Consider the following 17596-nt stretch of genomic DNA (forward strand, 5'->3'; position numbering starts at 1 on the left):
GTGGTCCTTAGAGGAAGTAGAGGCGGTTGAGGGAGACGGAGTCGGCCGGTTCGGAGCGCAGCGGGTCGCCGTCGAGGGTGACGAGCCCGGTGCGGCCGTCCACGCCGACCGCGCCGGTACGGGAGTTGAGCAGCAGGTCGGCGGGGCCGATGCCACGGGTGCCGCGGACCGCGACCCGGCGGCGGCGGGTGGGCAGTTGGTCCCCGCCCTGGTCGAGGGCGGCCTTCGCCACGAAGGCGACGGACAGCTCGGCGGCGGTGCCGCCGTGGGCGCCGAACAGCGGGCCGAGTACGAGGGGTTCGCAGGTGTCGGTGGCGGCGTTGGGGTCGCCGGTGACGCCCCAGGCGGGGAAGCCGGACTTGAGGACCATCTGCGGCTTGGCGCCGAAGTAGGCCGGCCGCCACAGCACGATGTCGGCCATCTTGCCGACCTCGATGGAGCCGATCTCGTCCGAGAGACCGTGCGCGATCGCCGGATTGATGGTCAGCTTCGCCATATAGCGCAGCACCCGCGCGTTGTCGTCGCCGTCCCCGTCGCCCTCCAGCGGGCCCAGCTCGGCCTTCATCTTCCCCGCCATCGCGAACGTGCGCCGCACCGTCTCACCGGCCCGGCCCATGCCCTGCGCGTCCGAGGACGTGATACCGATCGCACCCAGGTCGTGCAGCACGTCCTCGGCACCCATCGTGCCCGCCCGGATCCGGTCCCGGGCCATCGCCGCGTCCCCCGGCAGATCCGTCTTCAGATCGTGCACCGAGACGATCATGCCGTAATGCTCCGCGACCGCGTCCCGCCCGAACGGCAGCGTCGGATTCGTGGACGAGCCGATCACATTCGCCACCCCCGCCATCTTCAGCACGTTCGGCACATGCCCGCCCCCGCACCCCTCGATGTGGAAGGCGTGGATCGTGCGCCCCTCCAGCACCTTCAAGGTGTCCTCGACCGTCAGGCACTCGTTCAACCCGTCGCTGTGCAGGGCGACTTGGACATCGTGCTCCTCCGCCACCCGCAACGCCGTATCCAACGCCCGGCTGTGCGCGCCCATGTCCTCATGCACCTTGAACCCGCACGCCCCGCCCTCCGCCAACGCCTCCACCAACGGAGCCGGATGCGAGGACGAACCCCGGCCCAGGAAACCGATGTTGACCGGCCACGCGTCGAACGCCGCGAAGGCGTTGCGCAACGCCCACGGCGAGTTCACCCCCACCCCCCACACCGGGCCGAACTCCTGCCCGATGATCGTCGTCACACCCGAGGCGAGGGAGGCCTCCATGATGCGCGGCGACAACAGATGCACATGGGTGTCGACCGCCCCCGCGGTCGCGATCAGCCCCTCGCCCGAGACGATCGACGTGCCGGTGCCGACCACGACGTCCACCCCGTCGAGCGTGTCCGGATTCCCGGCCCGCCCGACCGAGCAGATCCGCCCCTCACGGATACCGATCGACACCTTGCGGATGCCCTGCACCGCGTCGATGACGACGACGTTGCTGATCACGACATCACACGTCTCGCGGACGGCGGCGGCCTTCAGATGCAGCCCGTCCCGGGCCGTCTTGCCGAACCCGGCCAGGAACTCATCACCCGGGGCCTGCGAGTCGGACTCGACGCGCACGGTCAGGCCGGAGTCCCCCAGCCGGATCCGGTCCCCGGCACGGGGGCCGTGCACGGAGGCGTACTCATACGGGTCCATCACTTGTCTCCCTCTCCCGCGCCGGTTCCGAGGTATCCGCAGGCGGCGGCCCTGCGCAGGGCCTCGTCCTTCGCGCCGGGCGCATCGAGCGGCCCGTCCACCAGACCCGCGAAGCCGATCGCGACGCGGTCGCCGCCGATGGGCACGAGGCCGACCTCCGCACTCTCCCCGGGCCCGAACCTCACCGACGACCCGGCGGGCACACACAACCGCATGCCATAAGCGGCAGCCCGGTCGAAATCCAGCCGGGGGTTGCACTCGAAGAAGTGGAAGTGCGAGGTGACCGAGACGGGCACGGTGGCGGTGTTGGTCACGGTGAGCCGCACCACCGGTTCCGCCTCCGGGTAGCCCGCGCCGGGGAGGAGCGCGCCGGGCGCGTCCTGGCCGGCCGAGCCGCCGATGGGGTCGGAGACCACAGCGAGCCGGGAGCCGTCGTCGAAGACGGCCTCCACATGCACCTCGGTGACCACGTCGGACACACCGGGCAGCACGTCGTCGGGGCCGAGCACGGACCGGGCCGCCTCGATGGCCTCGGCGAGGCGCCGGCCGTCCCGGGCCGCCTCGCAGACGGCGTCCGCGATCAGCGCGGTCGCCTCCGGCACGTTCAGCCGCAGCCCCCGGGCCCTACGGGCCCGGGCCAGTTCCGCGGCGCCGAACAAAAGCAGCCGGTCACGTTCCGTCGGGGTCAGTCGCACGCCACCACACCTCCTGTTTGAACGTCACTCTAACCAGAGATTTCACAGACGGGAAGCATTGACGTCACGGCTTGGTGTGCGTCACATTGAGCGGCACTCAAACCCCACGAAGAGTGAGAGGCCCCGGCATGCCCATAGAACAGCGCGGAGTCGATACGGTCCCGGAGGCGGAACGCACCAGCGGGCCGCGCGATCTCGTGTCGATCCTCCTCGGCTCCAACCTGTGCCTCGGGGTGATCGTCTTCGGCTGGCTGCCGGTCTCCTTCGGACTCGGCTGGTGGGCCTCGATCGGCGCGGTGGTGGCCGGCACCGCTCTCGGCACCCTCCTGACGGCCCCGCTCGCGCTCGTCTCGCTGCGCACCGCGACCAACCTGTCGACGTCCTCCGGCGCCCAATTCGGCGTACGGGGACGGCTGGTGGGCTCGGTCGTCGGTCTGCTGCTCTCGCTCGGCTACACCGCCCTGACCGTGTGGATCGGCGGGGACGCGATGACGGGCGTCCTGCACCGCCTGTTCGGCCTGCCGACCGGCGGGGTCTCGTACTCGGTGGTGTACGCGCTGCTCGCCGCGGCCACCGTCGTCGGCGCGGTCTACGGCTACCGGGTGATGCTGCGCCTGTCGCGCATCCTCGCGGTGGGCATGACGGCGCTGCTGATCCTCGGAGTCGTCGCCTACGCACCGCACTTCACCACCGCCGCGCTGCCGGACGCGGGCGGCTATCTGCTCGGCTCGTTCTGGCCGACCTGGCTGCTCGCGCTCGTCGCGGCCGGACTCAGCGGGCCGATCGCGTTCATCACGCTGCTCGGCGACTACACGCGCTACATCTCACCGACCCGGCACCGCCCGCGCCGCGTACTGCACGCCACCTGGCTCGGCCTGACAGCGGGTCTGCTGCTTCCGCAGCTCTTCGGCACGTTCACGGCGTACGCGGCCCGCGCGGCCACCGACTACGCGGGCCCGCTGGTCGCCGCCGCCCCCGGCTGGTACCTGGTGCCGCTGCTGCTCGCGGCCTCGGCGGGCTCGGTGGGCAACGCGGGTCTGATGCTCTACTCGATGGGCCTCGACCTGGACGCGATCCTGCCGCGCGCCTCACGCACCCAGGCCACGTTCGCGGTGGCGGGCGTCGCCACGGTGTGCGTCTTCGCGGGCCACTTCGCGTGGGACGCGCAGGCCGCGATGACCTCGTTCGTCCTGCTGCTCACGGCGATCGGCACGCCCTGGGCGGTGATCACCCTGATCGGCTTCGTGCGCTGTCGTGGCGTGTACGACGCGGACGCCCTCCAGGTCTTCAACCGCCGCTCGCGGGGCGGCGTCTACTGGTACCGCTCCGGCTGGAACCTCCGCGCGGTGGCCGCCTGGGCCCTCGGCGCGGGTGCCGGACTGCTGGCCGTGTCCCTGCCCAACTACCAGGGCCCGCTGCTGAGTTGGACCGGCGGAGTGGACTGCAGCTTCCTCATATCGGGGGTCGTGGGAGGACTGGCGTACCTGATCCTGACGCCACGTCGGGCGGACGCGCCGGAGGGGCTGGATGTCACGGCTGAGGTCAGCCCGGCATCCAGCCCCTCCGGCGTTTAGCCGTTCCGGGGGCGCGAGCCCCCGGAAGTGCCGCCTAGCCCAGCGGGTGCATCCAGCCGTGCGGGTCCGGGGTCACCCCGGTCTGGAGGTCGAGCAGCGCCTTGCGGAGCTTCATCGTGACCTCGCCCGGCTCGCCGTCGCCCTGCGTCCAGTTGGCCCGCGCCGACTTCACCGAGCCGACCGGGGTGATGACCGCGGCGGTGCCGCAGGCGAAGACCTCGGTCAGAGTGCCGTTCTCGTTGTCCCGCTTCCAGTCCTCCGTCGAGATCCGGCCCTCGACGGCCTCGTAACCGAGGTCGCGGGCGATCTTCAGGAGGGAGTCGCGGGTGATGCCGGGGAGGAGCGAGCCGGTCAGCTCGGGCGTGACGATCTTGTTCCCGTACACGAAGTACAGGTTCATGCCGCCCATTTCCTCGATCCAGCGGTGCTCGACCGCGTCCAGCCAGACCACCTGGTCGCAGCCGTGCTGGGCGGCCTCGGCCTGGGCGACGAGGGAGGCCGCGTAGTTGCCGCCGGTCTTGGCGGCGCCGGTGCCGCCCTTGACCGCGCGCACGTACTCCTCGGACAGCCACACCGAGACGGGCTGCACGCCGCCGGGGAAGTAGGCGCCGGCCGGGGAGGCGATCACGATGAACAGGTACTCGTTCGCCGGCCGCACCCCGAGGCCGACCTCGGTCGCGATCATGAACGGGCGCAGGTAGAGGGAGGCCTCTCCGGTGGCGGGCACCCATGCCTTGTCCTGCTGGATCAGCGCGTCACAGGCGGCGATGAACAGGTCGGTGGGGAGCGCGGGCATCGCGATGCGGCGGGCCGAGTTCTGGAAGCGCTCGGCGTTGGCCTCGGGCCGGAAGGTGGCGACCGTGCCGTCGGGCTGGCGGTACGCCTTGAGGCCTTCGAAGATCGTCTGCGCGTAGTGCAGCGTCATGTTGGCCGGGTCCATGGACAGGGGGGCGTACGGCACGAGCTGGGCGTCGTGCCAGCCGCGGCCCTCGGTCCAGCGGACCGTCACCATGTTGTCGGTGAAGTGGCGGCCGAAACCGGGGCTGGCCAGAATCGCCTCGCGCTCCGCGTCGGACAGCGGGTGCGAGGTGGGCTTGAGCTCGATCGTGGGCGTCGTCATGAGTGCTGTGTCCTTCACCGGTGGATAGTGACGGACCGCGCTCACGCCGCTGCCTGTGCTGGACGTCCGAGCTCCGCATGCCGCGGCCCACGTCCGATTATCGCTCTTGCTTGGGCCTTGGACATAACGGTGTGATGTGCGGTCCGGGGTTGATGGTGTCACCCGGTGGCCGCATGCGAAAAGCCGCCGGGTGCGAAATGCGACCCGGCGGCTTCTCTTGCGTGTGCCGCGGGGTCAGCCGGCTACCTGTGCGGCGAGGGCGTCGCCGATCTCGTCCGTGGTGCGGACCGAGTCGCCGCGCGAGGCCAGGTCGGCGGAGACGGCGCTCTCGATGCGGACCGCCTCGGCCTCGTATCCGAGGTGGCGGAGCAGCAGGGCGACCGAGAGGATCGTGGCCGACGGGTCGGCCTTGCCCTGGCCGGCGATGTCCGGCGCGGAGCCGTGCACCGGCTCGAACATCGACGGAAACTCGCCGCTCGGGTTGATGTTGCCCGAGGCCGCGACGCCGATGCCGCCGGAGACGGCCGCGGCGAGGTCGGTGATGATGTCGCCGAAGAGGTTGTCGGTGACGATCACGTCGAACCGCGCCGGGTCGGTGACGAGGAAGATCGTCGCCGCGTCCACGTGCAGGTAGTCGGTGGTGACGTCGGGGAACTCCTTGGCCACCGCGTTGAAGACGTTGGTCCACAGGTGACCGGCGTGGGCCAGCACGTTGTTCTTGTGGACGAGCGTCAGCTTCTTGCGCGGGCGGGCCTGGGCGCGGGCGAAGGCGTCCCGGACCACGCGCTCGACACCGTAGGCGGTGTTGACCGACACCTCGGTGGCGACCTCGTGCGGCGTCCCGGTACGGATGGAGCCGCCGTTGCCGGTGTACGGACCCTCGGTGCCCTCGCGCACGACGATGAAGTCGATCTCGGGCTGGCCGGCGAGCGGGGTGGCGACGCCGGGGAGCAGCCTGCTGGGGCGGAGGTTGACGTAGTGGTCGAAGAGGAAGCGGAGCTTCAGCAGGAAGCCGCGCTCCAGGACGCCGGACGGGACCGTGGGGTCGCCGATCGCGCCGAGCAGGATCGCGTCGTGCTGCCTGAGGGCCTCGACGTCGGCGTCGGTGAGGGTCTCACCGGTGGCGTGGTAGCGCCGCGCGCCGAAGTCGAACTCCCTGGTCTCCAGCTTCACATCCTGCGGGAGGACGGACCTGAGGACCTTGAGGCCCTGGGCCACGACCTCCTGGCCGATGCCGTCACCGGGGATCACTGCGAGATTGATGCTGCGAGAACTTGCCGACATGGGGGAACCCTACTCGCCGTCCCAGCCATTGACACCCGATGTCCAGAGTGTGGACGCCCTTGCGGGCGGTCCGGAAGTGCTCGGGGAATCGCGTAGGCAGTTGTACGCCTCGCGTTCACCCGCCGGAGAGAATCGCGTCGACTCGATGGAGGACTTTTTCGGCCATGGACATCCCCAGATTCGGCATCCCCGACAAGCTCGCCGAGCGCATGAGCATGGCCGAGCAGCACGAATACCTGCGGAGCAGGCTGAGCCGTCGCGGTGTGCTGCGGACCACCGCGGCCACGGCCGCCGTCGCCGGAGCGGGTCTCGCCACGGCCGGAGCGGCCTCGCCCGCGTTCGCCGCGCCGACCGCGCTCACCTCCACGTCCCGGCACGGCGTGGACGGCTCGCTGGCCGCGCCCTTCGGCCGCCACCTCGCGTACGGGGCCGACCCCAAGACGCAGATGCGCGTCTCCTGGCAGGTCCCGTTCGCGGTGAAGAAGCCGTACATCCGCATCGGCACCAGCCCCTGGTCGCTGAGCCGGAAGATCGACGCCGAGGTGCGCCATCTGACGACGCCCGCGCTGAACGGCGGGAAGATCGCGGCGGCCGAGCAGTTCTACGTGCACGCCGGCCTCGACCGGCTGCGGCCGGGCCAGACGTACTACTACGGCGTCGGCCACGACGGCTTCGACCCGGCGGACCGCCGCAACCTGGGCACCCTCGGCACCTTCACCACCGCCCCCGCGCACGCCGAGAACTTCACCTTCACGGCCTTCGGCGACCAGGGCGTCAGCTATCACGCCCTGGGCAACGACCAGGTGATCCTGGGCCAGAACCCGTCCTTCCACCTGCACGCCGGCGACATCTGCTACGCCGACCCGTCGGGCTCGGGCCAGTCCTCGGACCAGTACGACGCGCGCACCTGGGACCAGTTCCTCGCGCAGACCGAGTCGGTCGCCAAGACCGTGCCGTGGATGGTGACGACCGGCAACCACGACATGGAGGCCTGGTACTCGCCGCAGGGCTACGGCGGCCAGAACGCCCGCTGGTCGCTGCCGGCCAACGGCCCGGACCCGGTGAACCAGCCCGGCGTCTACTCCTTCGTGCACGGCAACGTCGGCGTGGTGGCCCTCGACGCGAACGACGTCTCGTACGAGATCCCCGCCAACTTCGGCATCAGCGGCGGCAAGCAGACGAAGTGGCTGGACAAGCGGCTCGGAGAGCTGCGCGCCAACCACGCCGTCGACTTCATCGTGATCTTCTTCCACCACTGCGCGTTCTCCACGACGAGCTCGCACGCCTCGGAGGGGGGCGTGCGCGACGCGTGGGTGCCGCTGTTCGAGAAGCACCAGGTGGACCTGGTGATCAACGGCCACAACCACGTGTACGAGCGGACCGACGCCATCAAGGGCAACAAGGTGGGCCGCAAGGTCGCCATCGGCGAGCGCACCGACCCGACCCGCGACGGCATCGTGTACGTGACGGCCGGCGCGGCGGGCCGTTCGCTCTACAGCTTCCCGGTGCCCGACTCGTACGAGGGCCATGTCGCGGACCGCGACAGCGTGGACACCTACCACTGGGCCAACGGCGGCACGAAGGTCACCGAGACCGTGGAGTGGTCGCGGGTGCGCTACACCAACTACTCGTTCCTCGCGGTGGAGGTCGAGACCGGCCGTCACCCGAAGCTGAAGGTCAGCGCGCTCGCCGAGACGGGCGAGCGCATCGACCACTTCGAGATCCAGCGCGGACGCTAGTTCCGGTGCGGGACCCGGGCCTCAGTGCCCGGTGGCGCCGCCGTTGTCCCTGCGGTCCAGCGCACGCTGGAGGGCGGCGGCGGCGTTCTTGCGGTCGGACTCGCTGCTGCGCGAAGAGTGACGGACTCGGCGGGCGGGCTGCTGGACCATGGGGATTCGACTCCTCTGCTGGGAGGTCCGGGGACAGGCCCCGGCGGATGCAGTGAGGTGCCGGAAGGGGCGGGGAGCGCTGCCGCAGGGGTTGCCTGCCAAAGGGCACTGCGCTCTCGACCGCCATTCGCTGGATCAGCGAGACGTTCGGCTCCTACAAAGCTAAGCCTTCCGCTGGAGTCTGTCTCCACAATTACTCGGACTTCCTACTATCTGAGACGGCCGCCCCCGCCGGGGCCCCGGCGGCCGGCCGCCCGGGCCGGCTGCGCACCGCGTCGCCGGCGTCCCCGTGCAGCCGGAGCGCGCCTGCCGTGGCGGCCAGGCAGACCGCTCCGAGCAGGCAGAACGCCACCGCGTAGGAGCCGGACGGGGTGGTGGTGACGGCACCGCCCAGGCGCAGCGCGACCGTGGCGACGGCCACCCCGACCCCGGCCCCGAGCTGGTTGGCGGTGGCGGCCAGCGCGTTGGCGTCGCGCAGCCGCTCGGGCGGCACCTCGCTGAACGCGATGGTGGAGTAGCAGGTCAGGCCGAGCGAGCGGGCCGCGCCGCCGAGCAGGACGAGGGCCGCGGTCACGGCGACCGGGGTGGCCGGCGTGAGCAGCGCGCAGCCGGCGACCGTGACGGCGAGGCCGACGGTGGCGACGAGCAGCAGCGGGCGGAACCCGAAGCGGTTGAGCAGCGCGGTGGTCGCGGGCTTGATCCCGATGTTGCCGACGAAGACGAAGAGCACCACCGCGCCGGACTTCACCGAGCTCCAGCCGAAGACCTCCTGGAACAGCAGGGGCAGCAGGAACGGCATCGAGCCGACCACGATCCAGAAGAGCGAGCCGCCCGTCACGCTGGCCCGGAACGAGGCCACGTCCAGGGTGCGCAGATTCACCAACGGGTGTGCGGTACGCAGTAGATGACGTCCGGCGGCGCCGAGCGCGAGGACGGCGGGCGCGGCGACGGCGACGACGGCCCGCCAGCCGCTGTCGGTCTCGGCGACCAGATGGGCGGCCCAGGTGAGGGCGCCGAGGCCGGTGCAGGTGAGCAGCACGCCGGGCACGTCGAGCGGGGGCGGGGTCGCGGTGGGCCCGGCCGCCACCAGGCGCCGGGCGACGGCGAACGCCACGGCCCCCAGCGGAAGGTTCACCAGGAACATCCAGTGCCAACTGGCGTACGTGGTGAGCAGTCCGCCGAGCAGCGGGGCGACCACGGGCGCCATGAGCCCCGGCCACACGATGTAAGCCATGATCTTCGGTATGTCGGTCCTGGCGGCCCCGGCGAGCACGAGGAGGCGGCCCACCGGCACCATCATGGCGCCGCCCGCGCCCTGCAGGACGCGCATCGCGACGAGCACGCCGAGGCTGTCGCTCGCGGCGCAGGCCACCGAGGCGAGGGTGAAGAGGGCGATGGCGGTGAGGAAGATCCGCCGGGCGCCGAAGCGGGCGGTGAGCCAGCCGCTGAGCGGTATGAGCACGGCGAGGGTCAGCAGATAGACGGTGATCACCAGGCCCACGGAGGAAGGCGTGGTGCCGAGGGAGTCCGCCAGCTGCGGGGCGGCGGTGGCCACGATGGTGCCGTCCAGCATCTCCATGAAGAAGCAGCCGGCGATGAGCAGGGCGGTGGCGCGCTGTCGGGTGTCGAGCATGGGGTTCAGCCTGGCCGCCCCCATTGCTGCACACAAGGTCCGGTTGGTCAGGTGAGGAATGCGCGAGACGCACGCATACTGACGGCATGCAACAGCTCCCCGACATGAATCTGCTGCCCGCGCTCGACGCCCTGCTGCGGGCCGGGAGCGTGGCGGGGGCCGCCGCCGAGATGCGGATCTCGCCGTCCGCGATGAGCCGGACCCTTGGCCGGCTGCGCCGGGTGGTGGGCGACGAGCTGCTCGTGCCGTCCGGGCGCGGCCTGACCCTGACGCCGCGCGCCCGCGAGCTCCAGCCCCGCGTGGAGGCGGCACTGGCCTCCGCCCTGGCCGCGCTCAGGCCGCCACCGGCTCTCGAACTCGCCAATCTGGAACGGGAGTTCAGGATCCGAGTCAATGACTCCGTGGCCATCATCTTCGGCTCGGCGCTCACCGAGCGGGTGCTGCGGGAGGCGCCCCGGGTGCGGCTGCGGATGCTGCCCGAGGGCGATGAGAACCCGGCGGACCTGCGGGACCACATCGATCTGGACGTGGGGCAGATGGGCGAGCTGCCGCACGACATCCGCAGCGAATCGCTCGGCGCGTACGGCTATGCGGCCATCGCGCGCGCCGACGGCCCGTACGCCACCGAACGGCTGACCCCCGAGCGGTTCGCCGCGCTCCCCCACATCACGGTCACCCGGCGCGGCCGGGTGCGCAGCGTCGTCGACGAGAGGCTGGCCGAACTCGGCCTGGAGCGGGACGTGCTGGCCACCGCGCCGACGTACACCGCGGCCTGCTTCCTGGCCCTGCGCTCGGACGCGCTCGCGCTCGTGCCGCGCGAGTTCGCGGTGGAGGCGGCCCGGGTGATGCCGCTCGCGGTCCTCGACATCCCGCTCGACCTGCCGGCCAACCCCTACCGCCAGGCCTGGCACATCCGGGTGGACGCCGACCCCGCTCACCGCTGGCTGCGGGGCGCCCTGGCGGAGATCGTCGCGGATCTCGCACGGCGTTCCCATCTAGGTTGCATTCCTACCTAGGTGGTGCTGGAATACACGCATGGCCGCAGACCGCAGATCCAGCTGGCTCAAGGGTGTCCTCGACCTTCTCGTCCTGTCCTGCCTCACCGGAGGTGAGAGCTACGGGTACGAGATCTCGAAGGCGCTCACCGCCGCCGGGCTCGGCGAGATCAAGGGCGGCACGCTCTATCCCGTGCTCAACCGCCTGGAGGAGGCCGGCCTCGCCGTCGGCGAGTTCCGGGCGGCCGAGCGCGGGCCGGGGCGCCGCTACTACCGGCTGACCGACGAGGGACGCCGGGCACTTGCCGAACAGGGCGCTTCCTGGCGGGAGTTCCACTCGTCGGTCACGGCCATGCTCACCAGCACACTTCCAGGGGGACCAGCGTGAACACCGAATACTTCGCGGAACTGAGCCGACTGCTCACGGCTCGCGGGATGCCGGACCAGGACGTGGCGGCGACCGTCACCGATCTCACCGGCTACCTCGCGGAGTCCGGATCGCCCGACGCCCGCGAGGAGTTCGGCGCACCGGAGACCTTCGCGGACCGGCTCACCCAGGGGCACGGGAGCGAGCGGCCCGAGGGCGACGCCGAGACCTGGAAGTGGACCAGCGACATCTACACCGACCGGCTGCTCCTGAACCGGTACGGGGCCGAGGGCTGGGAGGTCGAGGGGATCGACTTCGTCGGCCGCTTCGTGTGCCGCCGCACCTCCGAGGACGCGATGCGCTGGGAGTACCGGCGCGAGACCGCGCACGGCGCGAAGGAGCGCGAGGAGCTGGCCGCCGAGCTGGCACCGGACGGCTGGGAGCCGTGCGGGCGCTGGCTGCACATGGCGTACTTCAAGCGCCCGCTCGCGGCCGGCGCGGGCCCGGCCGCCGATCTGGCCGTGACGCCCGCGCCGCCGGCCCGGCACCTGTTCTTCAGCGCCAAGTACCGGGGGCTGATCGCCCTGTTCGTGGTGTCCGTGGGACTGCTCGCGCTCGGCCTCGGCTTCGACGTGATCGAGCTGAACCGGCCGGCGGTCTGCTTCGCCCTCCTGGGCGCGGCGGCCGGTGGCGCGCTGCTCGGCTGGTACGGGGTCAGGCGGGACATCGCCGACGGCGTCGAAAGCCCCTGACCCGCACGGCGGTAAGGGCGCACCGGCCCCCGTCCCGCTGCGGGGCGAGACCGCCGGAAGCTCTCATCGAACCTTAAGAAACCCTGGCGTTGACCGACTGTTCACAAATCCATCCCTGTAGAGGTCTAGCTTCAGACCATTGGGCGGCGCCACTCTTGCGCTCGATGTGCCGCAGGGGCACATGCGACGAAGAGGCGGGCGGATGACACCGATCAGTCGTAGAGGGTTCGTGGCACTCGGCGCCGGCGTGGCGGCCGGCGCCGTACTGCCATCGGGGGCGGCGGCCCAGGCCGTCGATTCGGCGGTCACGAGCACGGCGGCCGCTTCGGCGACCGGCACCATCAAGGACGTCAAGCACGTGGTGATCCTCATGCAGGAGAACCGCAGCTTCGACCACTACTTCGGCCGCCTCAAGGGCGTCCGGGGCTTCGGCGACAAGAGCGGCATCCTGCTCTCGGGCGGCCAGCCCGTCTTCAACCAGCCCAACGGCCTCGGCCGCCAGTACCCGTGGAAGCTCAGCTCGACCCCGGCGGCGGGCGGCGTCGACGGCGAGACCCTGGCCCAGTGCAACGGCGACCTGCCGCACAGCTGGACCTCGCAGCACTCTGCCTGGAACAAGGGCCGGATGGACAACTGGGTCGCGGGCGTGGGCAACGTGCGCTCGCTCGGCTACCTGGACCGGGGCGACATCCCGTTCCACTACGCGCTGGCCGACAACTACACCATCTGCGACGCCTACTTCAGCGCCACGCTCAGCGCCACCGGGCCCAACCGCACCTTCCTGTGGAGCGGCAAGGTCGACGCCACCAGCAACGACGGCGGCGACGAGTCGGGGCTGACCTGGGAGACGTACGCGGAAGCGCTCCAGCGTGCCGGGGTGAGCTGGAAGGTCTACCAGAACGCCAACGACAACTACGGCGACAACGGTCTGGCGTACTTCTCGAAGTTCACCGCCGCCAAGGCGGGCGACCCCCTGCACGACCGGGGCATGGGATCCGTCCCGGCGGCCACCGGCTCCACCCCCGACGACATCGCCGCCGCGATCAAGGCGGACGCGCTGAACGGGACGCTCCCCCAGGTGTCCTGGGTGGTCGCCAACCAGGCCTTCTCCGAGCACCCCTACGCCCCGCCCGGCGACGGTGCCCACTTCGTCGACCTGGTCTACCGCGCGCTCGCCTCGGCTCCGGAGGTCTTCGACTCGACCGTCCTGTTCCTCAACTACGACGAGAACGACGGCTTCTTCGACCACGTGCCCCCGCCCTCACCGCCCGCCGGAACCGCGGGCGAGTTCCTGAACGGCATCCCCTACGGGCTCGGCTTCCGGGTGCCGATGCTCGTCATGTCGCCCTGGACGCGCGGCGGTTGGGTCTCCTCCGAGGTCTTCGACCACACCTCGGTCCTGCGGTTCATGGAGAAGTGGACGGCCGCGATCGGCACCCCGGCGAACTGCCCCAACATCAGCGCCTGGCGCCGCAAGGTCACCGGCGACCTGACGGGCCTCTTCGACTTCGCCTCGCCGGTGTACGGCATGCCGTCCGGGCTCCCCGGCACCAAGGTGATCGGCATCGGCACCTGCGGGCCGCTGCCCAACCCGGCGCCGCAGAACAACGCGCTGCCCGCGCAGGAGTCCGGCACCCGCCCGGCCCGCGCGCTGCCGTACCAGCCCAACGGCAACCTCGACCGGTTCGAGTTCAAGGCCGCCGGGCAGATCGTGGCCTGGTTCGGCATGGCCAACCAGGGCGCCCCCGCCACCAGCGCCGCGCATCTGTCCATCCACCCCAACGCCTACCGCGACACCACCCCGTGGCAGTACACGGTCGACCCGGGCGGCACCGCAACGGACTTCTTCCAGATCGGTACGGGCGCGGGGGCGGGCAAGTACGACTTCACCATGGCCGGCCCGAACCGCTTTCTGCGCCGGTTCGTCGGCGACGCCACGAAGGCGGGCAAGTCCATCGAGGTGGCGGCGCGCTACGCGGTGGAATCCGGCACGGGGAAGCTGGCGATCTGGTTCAAGATGACCAACTCCTCGGCGGCGGCCGTGAAGTTCACGATCACGTCCAACCAGTACCGGACCGGCACGTGGACCTACACCGTCCCGGCGGGCGGCTCCACCGAGGACTTCTTCAACGCGGTGGCGCTCCAGAACGGCTGGTACGACTTCACGATCACGGCGGACTGCGACGGCACGTGGTCGCGGCGGTACACGGGCCACCTGGAGACGGGGGCGGTGTCGGTCAGCGGCTGACCGGCCCCCGCGCCGGGGACCTAGAGCACATCCCCGTCGCGCCAGTCGAAGGTCAACGCACCTTCGACACAAGGGACTTGGCGCCCCCACACATAGGTGGTGCCCTCCTCCTCGGGGAGCGGCACCACCCCGTGCGGCGCCAGCACCTCGATGCGGCCGCCCCACACCCGCCAGCCCCGCGCCCGGTACAGCGGCGCGCCCTTCGCGCTCGCCGACAGCGCGCCGAAGGCGTAGGCGGCCTCGACGGCCTGCTCCAGGGGCGCCATGACGAGTCCGCCGAGCCCGTGCCGGCGCAGGTCCGCGCGGACGGCGACGCCCTCCACATACCCGACGCGGTACGAGCGCCCGGCGTGCAGCACCCGCCGCTGTACGACGCTGCCGTGCGCGACGAGGTCGGGGCCGTGGTGGACGAGGGCGTGCACACCGCCGAGGGTGTGGTCCCAGTCGTCGTCGCTGAAGCCGCCCTCGAAGGCGGCGTCGAGCAGCGCGCGGATGCCGTCGAGCTCGGCGGCGGTCAACTCGGCCGTGTGCAGGGTTCGTTGGGTCACGTCCATGCGCTCCATCATCTCAGCCCCCATCCGTCACGGCACTCAGGCGGCGGACACCTCGGCGGGGCCGATCCTGAGCTGCTTCTGAGTACGAGCACTCATGTGGCGCCGGTCACCCGCCCGCACAGTGGAGCCCATGAACGGCCTCTACGCACTCAAGCCCTGGTACGCGGACCGCCTCAGCGGCGTCCGTGGGGCGCTCGCCCTGCGCGGGGTGTCACCCGACACCCTGACGGCGGCGGGCGCGGTGTCCGCCACGGGGGCGGCCGCGGCGCTCGCCCTGCTCCCCGCACCGCTCGCGGCCCTGCCGGTCGCCCTGCTGCTCGCGGCCCGCCTCGCCTTCGCGAACCTGGACGGGGCGCTGGCCCGCGACACGGGACGCACGACGAGGCGCGGCGCGCTCCTGAACGAACTGGGCGACCGGGCGGCCGACTTGGCGATGCTCGCGGGCTTCGTACCGCTGGCACCGCTGTGGCTGGTGGCGGTCGCGGCACTCGCCGCGACCCTGCCGTCGTGGATCGCCCTGGCGGGCGCGGCGGCCGGTGCCCCGCGCCACAACGGCGGCCCCGTGGGCAAGACCGAACGCTGTCTGCTGGTGGTGGTCGCGGCGGCGTCGGGCTGGTGGGTACCGGTCCTGCTGCTGATCGCGGCGGGCTCGGTGGTGACGGCGGCGTTCCGGTTCGGCCGGCTGTGGCGGGAGCTGGCGGCGTGAGCACCTACGGCCGGGCGGCCCTCGTGAGCGCCGGGGTGCTCGGGGTGAGCGGGCTCGCGGTGGCGGCCCTGCCGGCCCGGATCCGGCTGCGGGCCGAAGTGCGCAAGCGCTGGCGCACCTGGGCCCTCGCGGCGCCGGTCTACCTGGGGGCGCTGTTCCTGGGCGACGGCGGGGCGTTCGCGCTGGCCGTGGCGCTGGGCGCGGTCGCGGTGACCGAGTACGTACGGATGGCGGGGCTCGGCCGGGCCGAGCACGCGGTGCTGTGCGCGACGGCGGTGGCGCTCCCGGCACTGGCGTGGCGGGCGCCCGCGCTCCTCGACCTGCGCACGGCGGCCCTGCTCCTGCTCGCGGCGGCCCTCCCCTCCCTCCTGGGCGGCAACAGCGCATCGGGTTTCACCGCCTCGGCCCGTACGGTCTTCGGCCTGCTGTGGATCGTGGTGCCGCTGACCGGCCTGGTGACGCTCGGGGATACGGCGGCCGTGGTGGGCATCGCGGTGGCGCTCGGGGACGTGGGCGCGTGGTGCGGCGGTACGTTCCTGGGCCGCCGGGGCCCCCTGGCCCGCCCGCTCTCCCGCCTCTCCCCGAACAAGACCTGGGCGGGGGTGCTGGGGGCCGGTGTCGCAACTGCCCTGACGCTCTGGGCAGTTGGGTGCTGGGGCGTGCTCCTCTGGGCCGGGGTGACGCTCGGCTGCGTCCTGGGCGATCTCCTCGAATCCATGGTGAAGCGGGAGGCGGGGGTGAAGGACGCGGGCAGCTGGCTGCCCGGTTTCGGCGGCCTGCTCGACCGCGTCGACTCCCTTCTCGTTGCCCTGCTGCTCGCGACGGTGGTGACCCGATGACGACGACCCTGACCCCGGTGGCCCGGACCCGGCCGCGGCTCGCCGCGCTCGCGCGGCGCGCCCTGTGGTGGTGCGTGCTGACCCTGTCCGGCGGCGTCGAACGCCGTGGGCACCTGCCGCGCGGCGGCTGCGTGGTCGTGGCCAACCACTCCTCGCACGCCGACACCGCGGCGCTGCTCGCCGCCCTCGACGCCCGGCACACCCCGGCGATCGGGGCGGCGGCCGACTACTGGTTCGCCTCGCCGTGGCGGCGGCGGATCTGCAGCCGGCTCGCGGCGGGCTTCCCGGTGCGGCGCTCGGGCGGCGGCATGGACGACCTGCTCGCCATGGCGGACGGGCTGCGCGCGGGCCGGGCGGTGGTCCTGTTCCCCGAGGGCACCCGGGGCCGCGACGGCGAGGTCGGCTCCTTCCACCGGGGCGCGCTGGTCCTCGCGGAACACGCGGGGGTGCCGGTGGTGCCGGTGGGCATCGCGGGCACGGACCGGCTGCTGCCCAAGCACGGACGGTTCCGCTCCGCCCTGATCCGGGTGCGCATCGGGGCCCCGCTGCCCGCTTCGGTCACGCCGGACGAGGCGCGGGACGCGGTGGCGGCGCTGCATGCCCGCACCAACGCGGAGGCCCTGCGCGACTCGGCGCTGCGGCGCCGGGTTGCGGGCCTTGCGGCCTCGCGGGCCGGCCTCCTCCTGGCCTTCGCCTGGGCCTTCGCGGAGGCCCTGAGCTGGCCCCTGATGCCGGAGCTCCTGCTCGCGGCGCTGTGCGCGGCGGCCCCGCGCCGGGCCGTCCCCCTCTCCCTCACCGCCCTGGCGGGCAGTCTCGCGGGCAGCGTCCTGGCCCTCCAACTCGCCCTGTCGGGCGTCCACTTGCCCGCGCCGCTGACGACGGAACGGATGCGGGCGGAGGTCCGCCACGAGCTCTCCACGCAGGGCGCGTCGGCGGTCCGCCACCAGCCGTGGAACGGCATCCCGTTCAAGGTGTACGCCGCGACGGCGGGCCGCACCGGCGTCCCCGCGGTCCCCTGGCTCCGCGAGGCCGCCCTCGCCCGGGGCACCCGCACCCTGACGGTGGGCGTGACCTTCGCCGGTGCGGCCCTGCTGGCCCGGCGGTGGAGGCGCTGGTACGGGGCCGGTCTGGCCCTGCTGGGAGCGGGCTTCGGGGTGGGGCTCGGGCTGGTCGTGGGGGCGTGGGCGTAGGGCGGGCGCCGGCGAACGCGGCGGACGCCGGCGCCCGAGAGCGGATCTGCGCCGTTCAAG

At 72.1% G+C, this 17596-nt stretch carries 16 protein-coding genes; 9 read left to right on the forward strand and 7 right to left on the reverse strand.

The genetic code is table 11. The annotated features are described in order from the left end of the window. Positions 1 to 7: 7 nt before the first annotated feature. The gene (locus ACFYZA_RS19305; RefSeq protein ID WP_388491793.1) at positions 8 to 1690 is read right to left on the reverse strand and encodes an urease subunit alpha; all 1683 of its coding nucleotides are present in this window, start codon (positions 1688 to 1690) and stop codon (positions 8 to 10) included. Next, a complete protein-coding gene (gene ureA / locus ACFYZA_RS19310; RefSeq protein ID WP_388491795.1) occupies positions 1690 to 2385 on the reverse strand; it encodes an urease subunit gamma in 696 nt (231 codons plus the stop codon). Before ureA ends, ACFYZA_RS19305 begins: the two co-directional genes overlap by 1 nt. Positions 2386 to 2513: 128 nt before the next feature. Between ureA and ACFYZA_RS19315 the strand changes: the two genes are divergently transcribed. Further along, the gene (locus tag ACFYZA_RS19315; RefSeq protein ID WP_388491797.1) at positions 2514 to 3959 is read left to right on the forward strand and encodes a cytosine permease; all 1446 of its coding nucleotides are present in this window, start codon (positions 2514 to 2516) and stop codon (positions 3957 to 3959) included. A gap of 34 nt (positions 3960 to 3993) precedes the next feature. Here the strand turns inward: ACFYZA_RS19315 and ACFYZA_RS19320 are convergent, their stop codons facing one another. Further along, on the reverse strand, positions 3994 to 5079 hold the full coding sequence (locus ACFYZA_RS19320; RefSeq protein WP_382592503.1) for a branched-chain amino acid aminotransferase: 1086 nt from the start codon (positions 5077 to 5079) through the stop codon (positions 3994 to 3996). Between the two features lie 234 nt (positions 5080 to 5313). Continuing rightward, positions 5314 to 6363, reverse strand: a complete 1050-nt coding sequence (locus ACFYZA_RS19325; RefSeq protein ID WP_382592500.1) for a 3-isopropylmalate dehydrogenase — start codon at positions 6361 to 6363, stop codon at positions 5314 to 5316. A gap of 164 nt (positions 6364 to 6527) precedes the next feature. On the opposite strand from ACFYZA_RS19325, the gene ACFYZA_RS19330 reads away from it, so the two are divergent. Then, positions 6528 to 8102 carry a purple acid phosphatase family protein gene (locus tag ACFYZA_RS19330; protein WP_388491799.1) on the forward strand — a complete coding sequence of 525 codons (1575 nt, stop codon included), beginning with the start codon at positions 6528 to 6530 and terminating at the stop codon, positions 8100 to 8102. 21 nt (positions 8103 to 8123) lie between these two features. Here ACFYZA_RS19330 and ACFYZA_RS19335 read toward each other — a convergent pair whose 3' ends face one another. Further along, complete coding sequence (locus tag ACFYZA_RS19335) at positions 8124 to 8252, reverse strand: hypothetical protein (protein WP_267895424.1); 129 nt, start codon at positions 8250 to 8252, stop codon at positions 8124 to 8126. A 193-nt stretch (positions 8253 to 8445) separates the two neighbouring features. Next, entirely contained in the window at positions 8446 to 9885 is a 1440-nt protein-coding gene (locus tag ACFYZA_RS19340; RefSeq protein ID WP_388491801.1) for an MFS transporter, read from the reverse strand. A gap of 86 nt (positions 9886 to 9971) precedes the next feature. Between ACFYZA_RS19340 and ACFYZA_RS19345 the strand changes: the two genes are divergently transcribed. The 4 genes from ACFYZA_RS19345 to ACFYZA_RS19360 all read left to right on the forward strand — a co-directional run bounded on the left by ACFYZA_RS19345 (position 9972) and on the right by ACFYZA_RS19360 (position 14247). Beyond that, complete coding sequence (locus ACFYZA_RS19345; RefSeq protein WP_388491804.1) at positions 9972 to 10901, forward strand: LysR family transcriptional regulator; 930 nt, start codon at positions 9972 to 9974, stop codon at positions 10899 to 10901. 19 nt (positions 10902 to 10920) lie between these two features. Continuing rightward, positions 10921 to 11268 carry a PadR family transcriptional regulator gene (locus tag ACFYZA_RS19350; RefSeq protein ID WP_382592488.1) on the forward strand — a complete coding sequence of 116 codons (348 nt, stop codon included), beginning with the start codon at positions 10921 to 10923 and terminating at the stop codon, positions 11266 to 11268. After that, on the forward strand, positions 11265 to 11999 hold the full coding sequence (locus tag ACFYZA_RS19355; protein WP_388491806.1) for a hypothetical protein: 735 nt from the start codon (positions 11265 to 11267) through the stop codon (positions 11997 to 11999). The genes ACFYZA_RS19350 and ACFYZA_RS19355 overlap by 4 nt, the downstream gene beginning before the upstream one ends. A gap of 202 nt (positions 12000 to 12201) precedes the next feature. Continuing rightward, complete coding sequence (locus ACFYZA_RS19360) at positions 12202 to 14247, forward strand: phosphocholine-specific phospholipase C (RefSeq protein ID WP_388491808.1); 2046 nt, start codon at positions 12202 to 12204, stop codon at positions 14245 to 14247. Between the two features lie 20 nt (positions 14248 to 14267). Here ACFYZA_RS19360 and ACFYZA_RS19365 read toward each other — a convergent pair whose 3' ends face one another. Then, on the reverse strand, positions 14268 to 14801 hold the full coding sequence (locus ACFYZA_RS19365; RefSeq protein WP_388491810.1) for a GNAT family N-acetyltransferase: 534 nt from the start codon (positions 14799 to 14801) through the stop codon (positions 14268 to 14270). A 130-nt stretch (positions 14802 to 14931) separates the two neighbouring features. On the opposite strand from ACFYZA_RS19365, the gene ACFYZA_RS19370 reads away from it, so the two are divergent. The 3 genes from ACFYZA_RS19370 to ACFYZA_RS19380 are packed head-to-tail and all read left to right on the forward strand — an operon-like array spanning position 14932 to position 17536. Then, positions 14932 to 15507: a CDP-alcohol phosphatidyltransferase family protein gene (locus ACFYZA_RS19370; RefSeq protein WP_388491812.1), complete on the forward strand. Its 576-nt coding sequence runs from the start codon at positions 14932 to 14934 to the stop codon at positions 15505 to 15507. Then, a complete protein-coding gene (locus tag ACFYZA_RS19375; RefSeq protein ID WP_388491814.1) occupies positions 15504 to 16346 on the forward strand; it encodes a phosphatidate cytidylyltransferase in 843 nt (280 codons plus the stop codon). The genes ACFYZA_RS19370 and ACFYZA_RS19375 overlap by 4 nt, the downstream gene beginning before the upstream one ends. Beyond that, complete coding sequence (locus ACFYZA_RS19380; RefSeq protein WP_388491817.1) at positions 16343 to 17536, forward strand: 1-acyl-sn-glycerol-3-phosphate acyltransferase; 1194 nt, start codon at positions 16343 to 16345, stop codon at positions 17534 to 17536. Before ACFYZA_RS19375 ends, ACFYZA_RS19380 begins: the two co-directional genes overlap by 4 nt. Positions 17537 to 17596 lie beyond the last annotated feature (60 nt).

Origin of the sequence: Streptomyces sp. NPDC001828 (assembly GCF_042892175.1) — a bacterium.
Lineage (GTDB): Bacteria > Actinomycetota > Actinomycetes > Streptomycetales > Streptomycetaceae > Streptomyces.

What these genes read in the sequence shown, in the direction of transcription:
- ACFYZA_RS19305 (WP_388491793.1), bottom strand. Translation starts at nt 1,690, where the DNA reads ATGGACCCGTATGAGTACGCCTCCGTGCACGGCCCCCGTGCCGGGGAC.
- ACFYZA_RS19315 (WP_388491797.1), top strand. Translation starts at nt 2,514, where the DNA reads ATGCCCATAGAACAGCGCGGAGTCGATACGGTCCCGGAGGCGGAACGC.
- ACFYZA_RS19320 (WP_382592503.1), bottom strand. Translation starts at nt 5,079, where the DNA reads ATGACGACGCCCACGATCGAGCTCAAGCCCACCTCGCACCCGCTGTCC.
- ACFYZA_RS19325 (WP_382592500.1), bottom strand. Translation starts at nt 6,363, where the DNA reads ATGTCGGCAAGTTCTCGCAGCATCAATCTCGCAGTGATCCCCGGTGAC.
- ACFYZA_RS19330 (WP_388491799.1), top strand. Translation starts at nt 6,528, where the DNA reads ATGGACATCCCCAGATTCGGCATCCCCGACAAGCTCGCCGAGCGCATG.
- ACFYZA_RS19335 (WP_267895424.1), bottom strand. Translation starts at nt 8,252, where the DNA reads ATGGTCCAGCAGCCCGCCCGCCGAGTCCGTCACTCTTCGCGCAGCAGC.
- ACFYZA_RS19340 (WP_388491801.1), bottom strand. Translation starts at nt 9,885, where the DNA reads ATGCTCGACACCCGACAGCGCGCCACCGCCCTGCTCATCGCCGGCTGC.
- ACFYZA_RS19345 (WP_388491804.1), top strand. Translation starts at nt 9,972, where the DNA reads ATGCAACAGCTCCCCGACATGAATCTGCTGCCCGCGCTCGACGCCCTG.
- ACFYZA_RS19350 (WP_382592488.1), top strand. Translation starts at nt 10,921, where the DNA reads ATGGCCGCAGACCGCAGATCCAGCTGGCTCAAGGGTGTCCTCGACCTT.
- ACFYZA_RS19360 (WP_388491808.1), top strand. Translation starts at nt 12,202, where the DNA reads ATGACACCGATCAGTCGTAGAGGGTTCGTGGCACTCGGCGCCGGCGTG.
- ACFYZA_RS19365 (WP_388491810.1), bottom strand. Translation starts at nt 14,801, where the DNA reads ATGGACGTGACCCAACGAACCCTGCACACGGCCGAGTTGACCGCCGCC.
- ACFYZA_RS19370 (WP_388491812.1), top strand. Translation starts at nt 14,932, where the DNA reads ATGAACGGCCTCTACGCACTCAAGCCCTGGTACGCGGACCGCCTCAGC.
- ACFYZA_RS19380 (WP_388491817.1), top strand. Translation starts at nt 16,343, where the DNA reads ATGACGACGACCCTGACCCCGGTGGCCCGGACCCGGCCGCGGCTCGCC.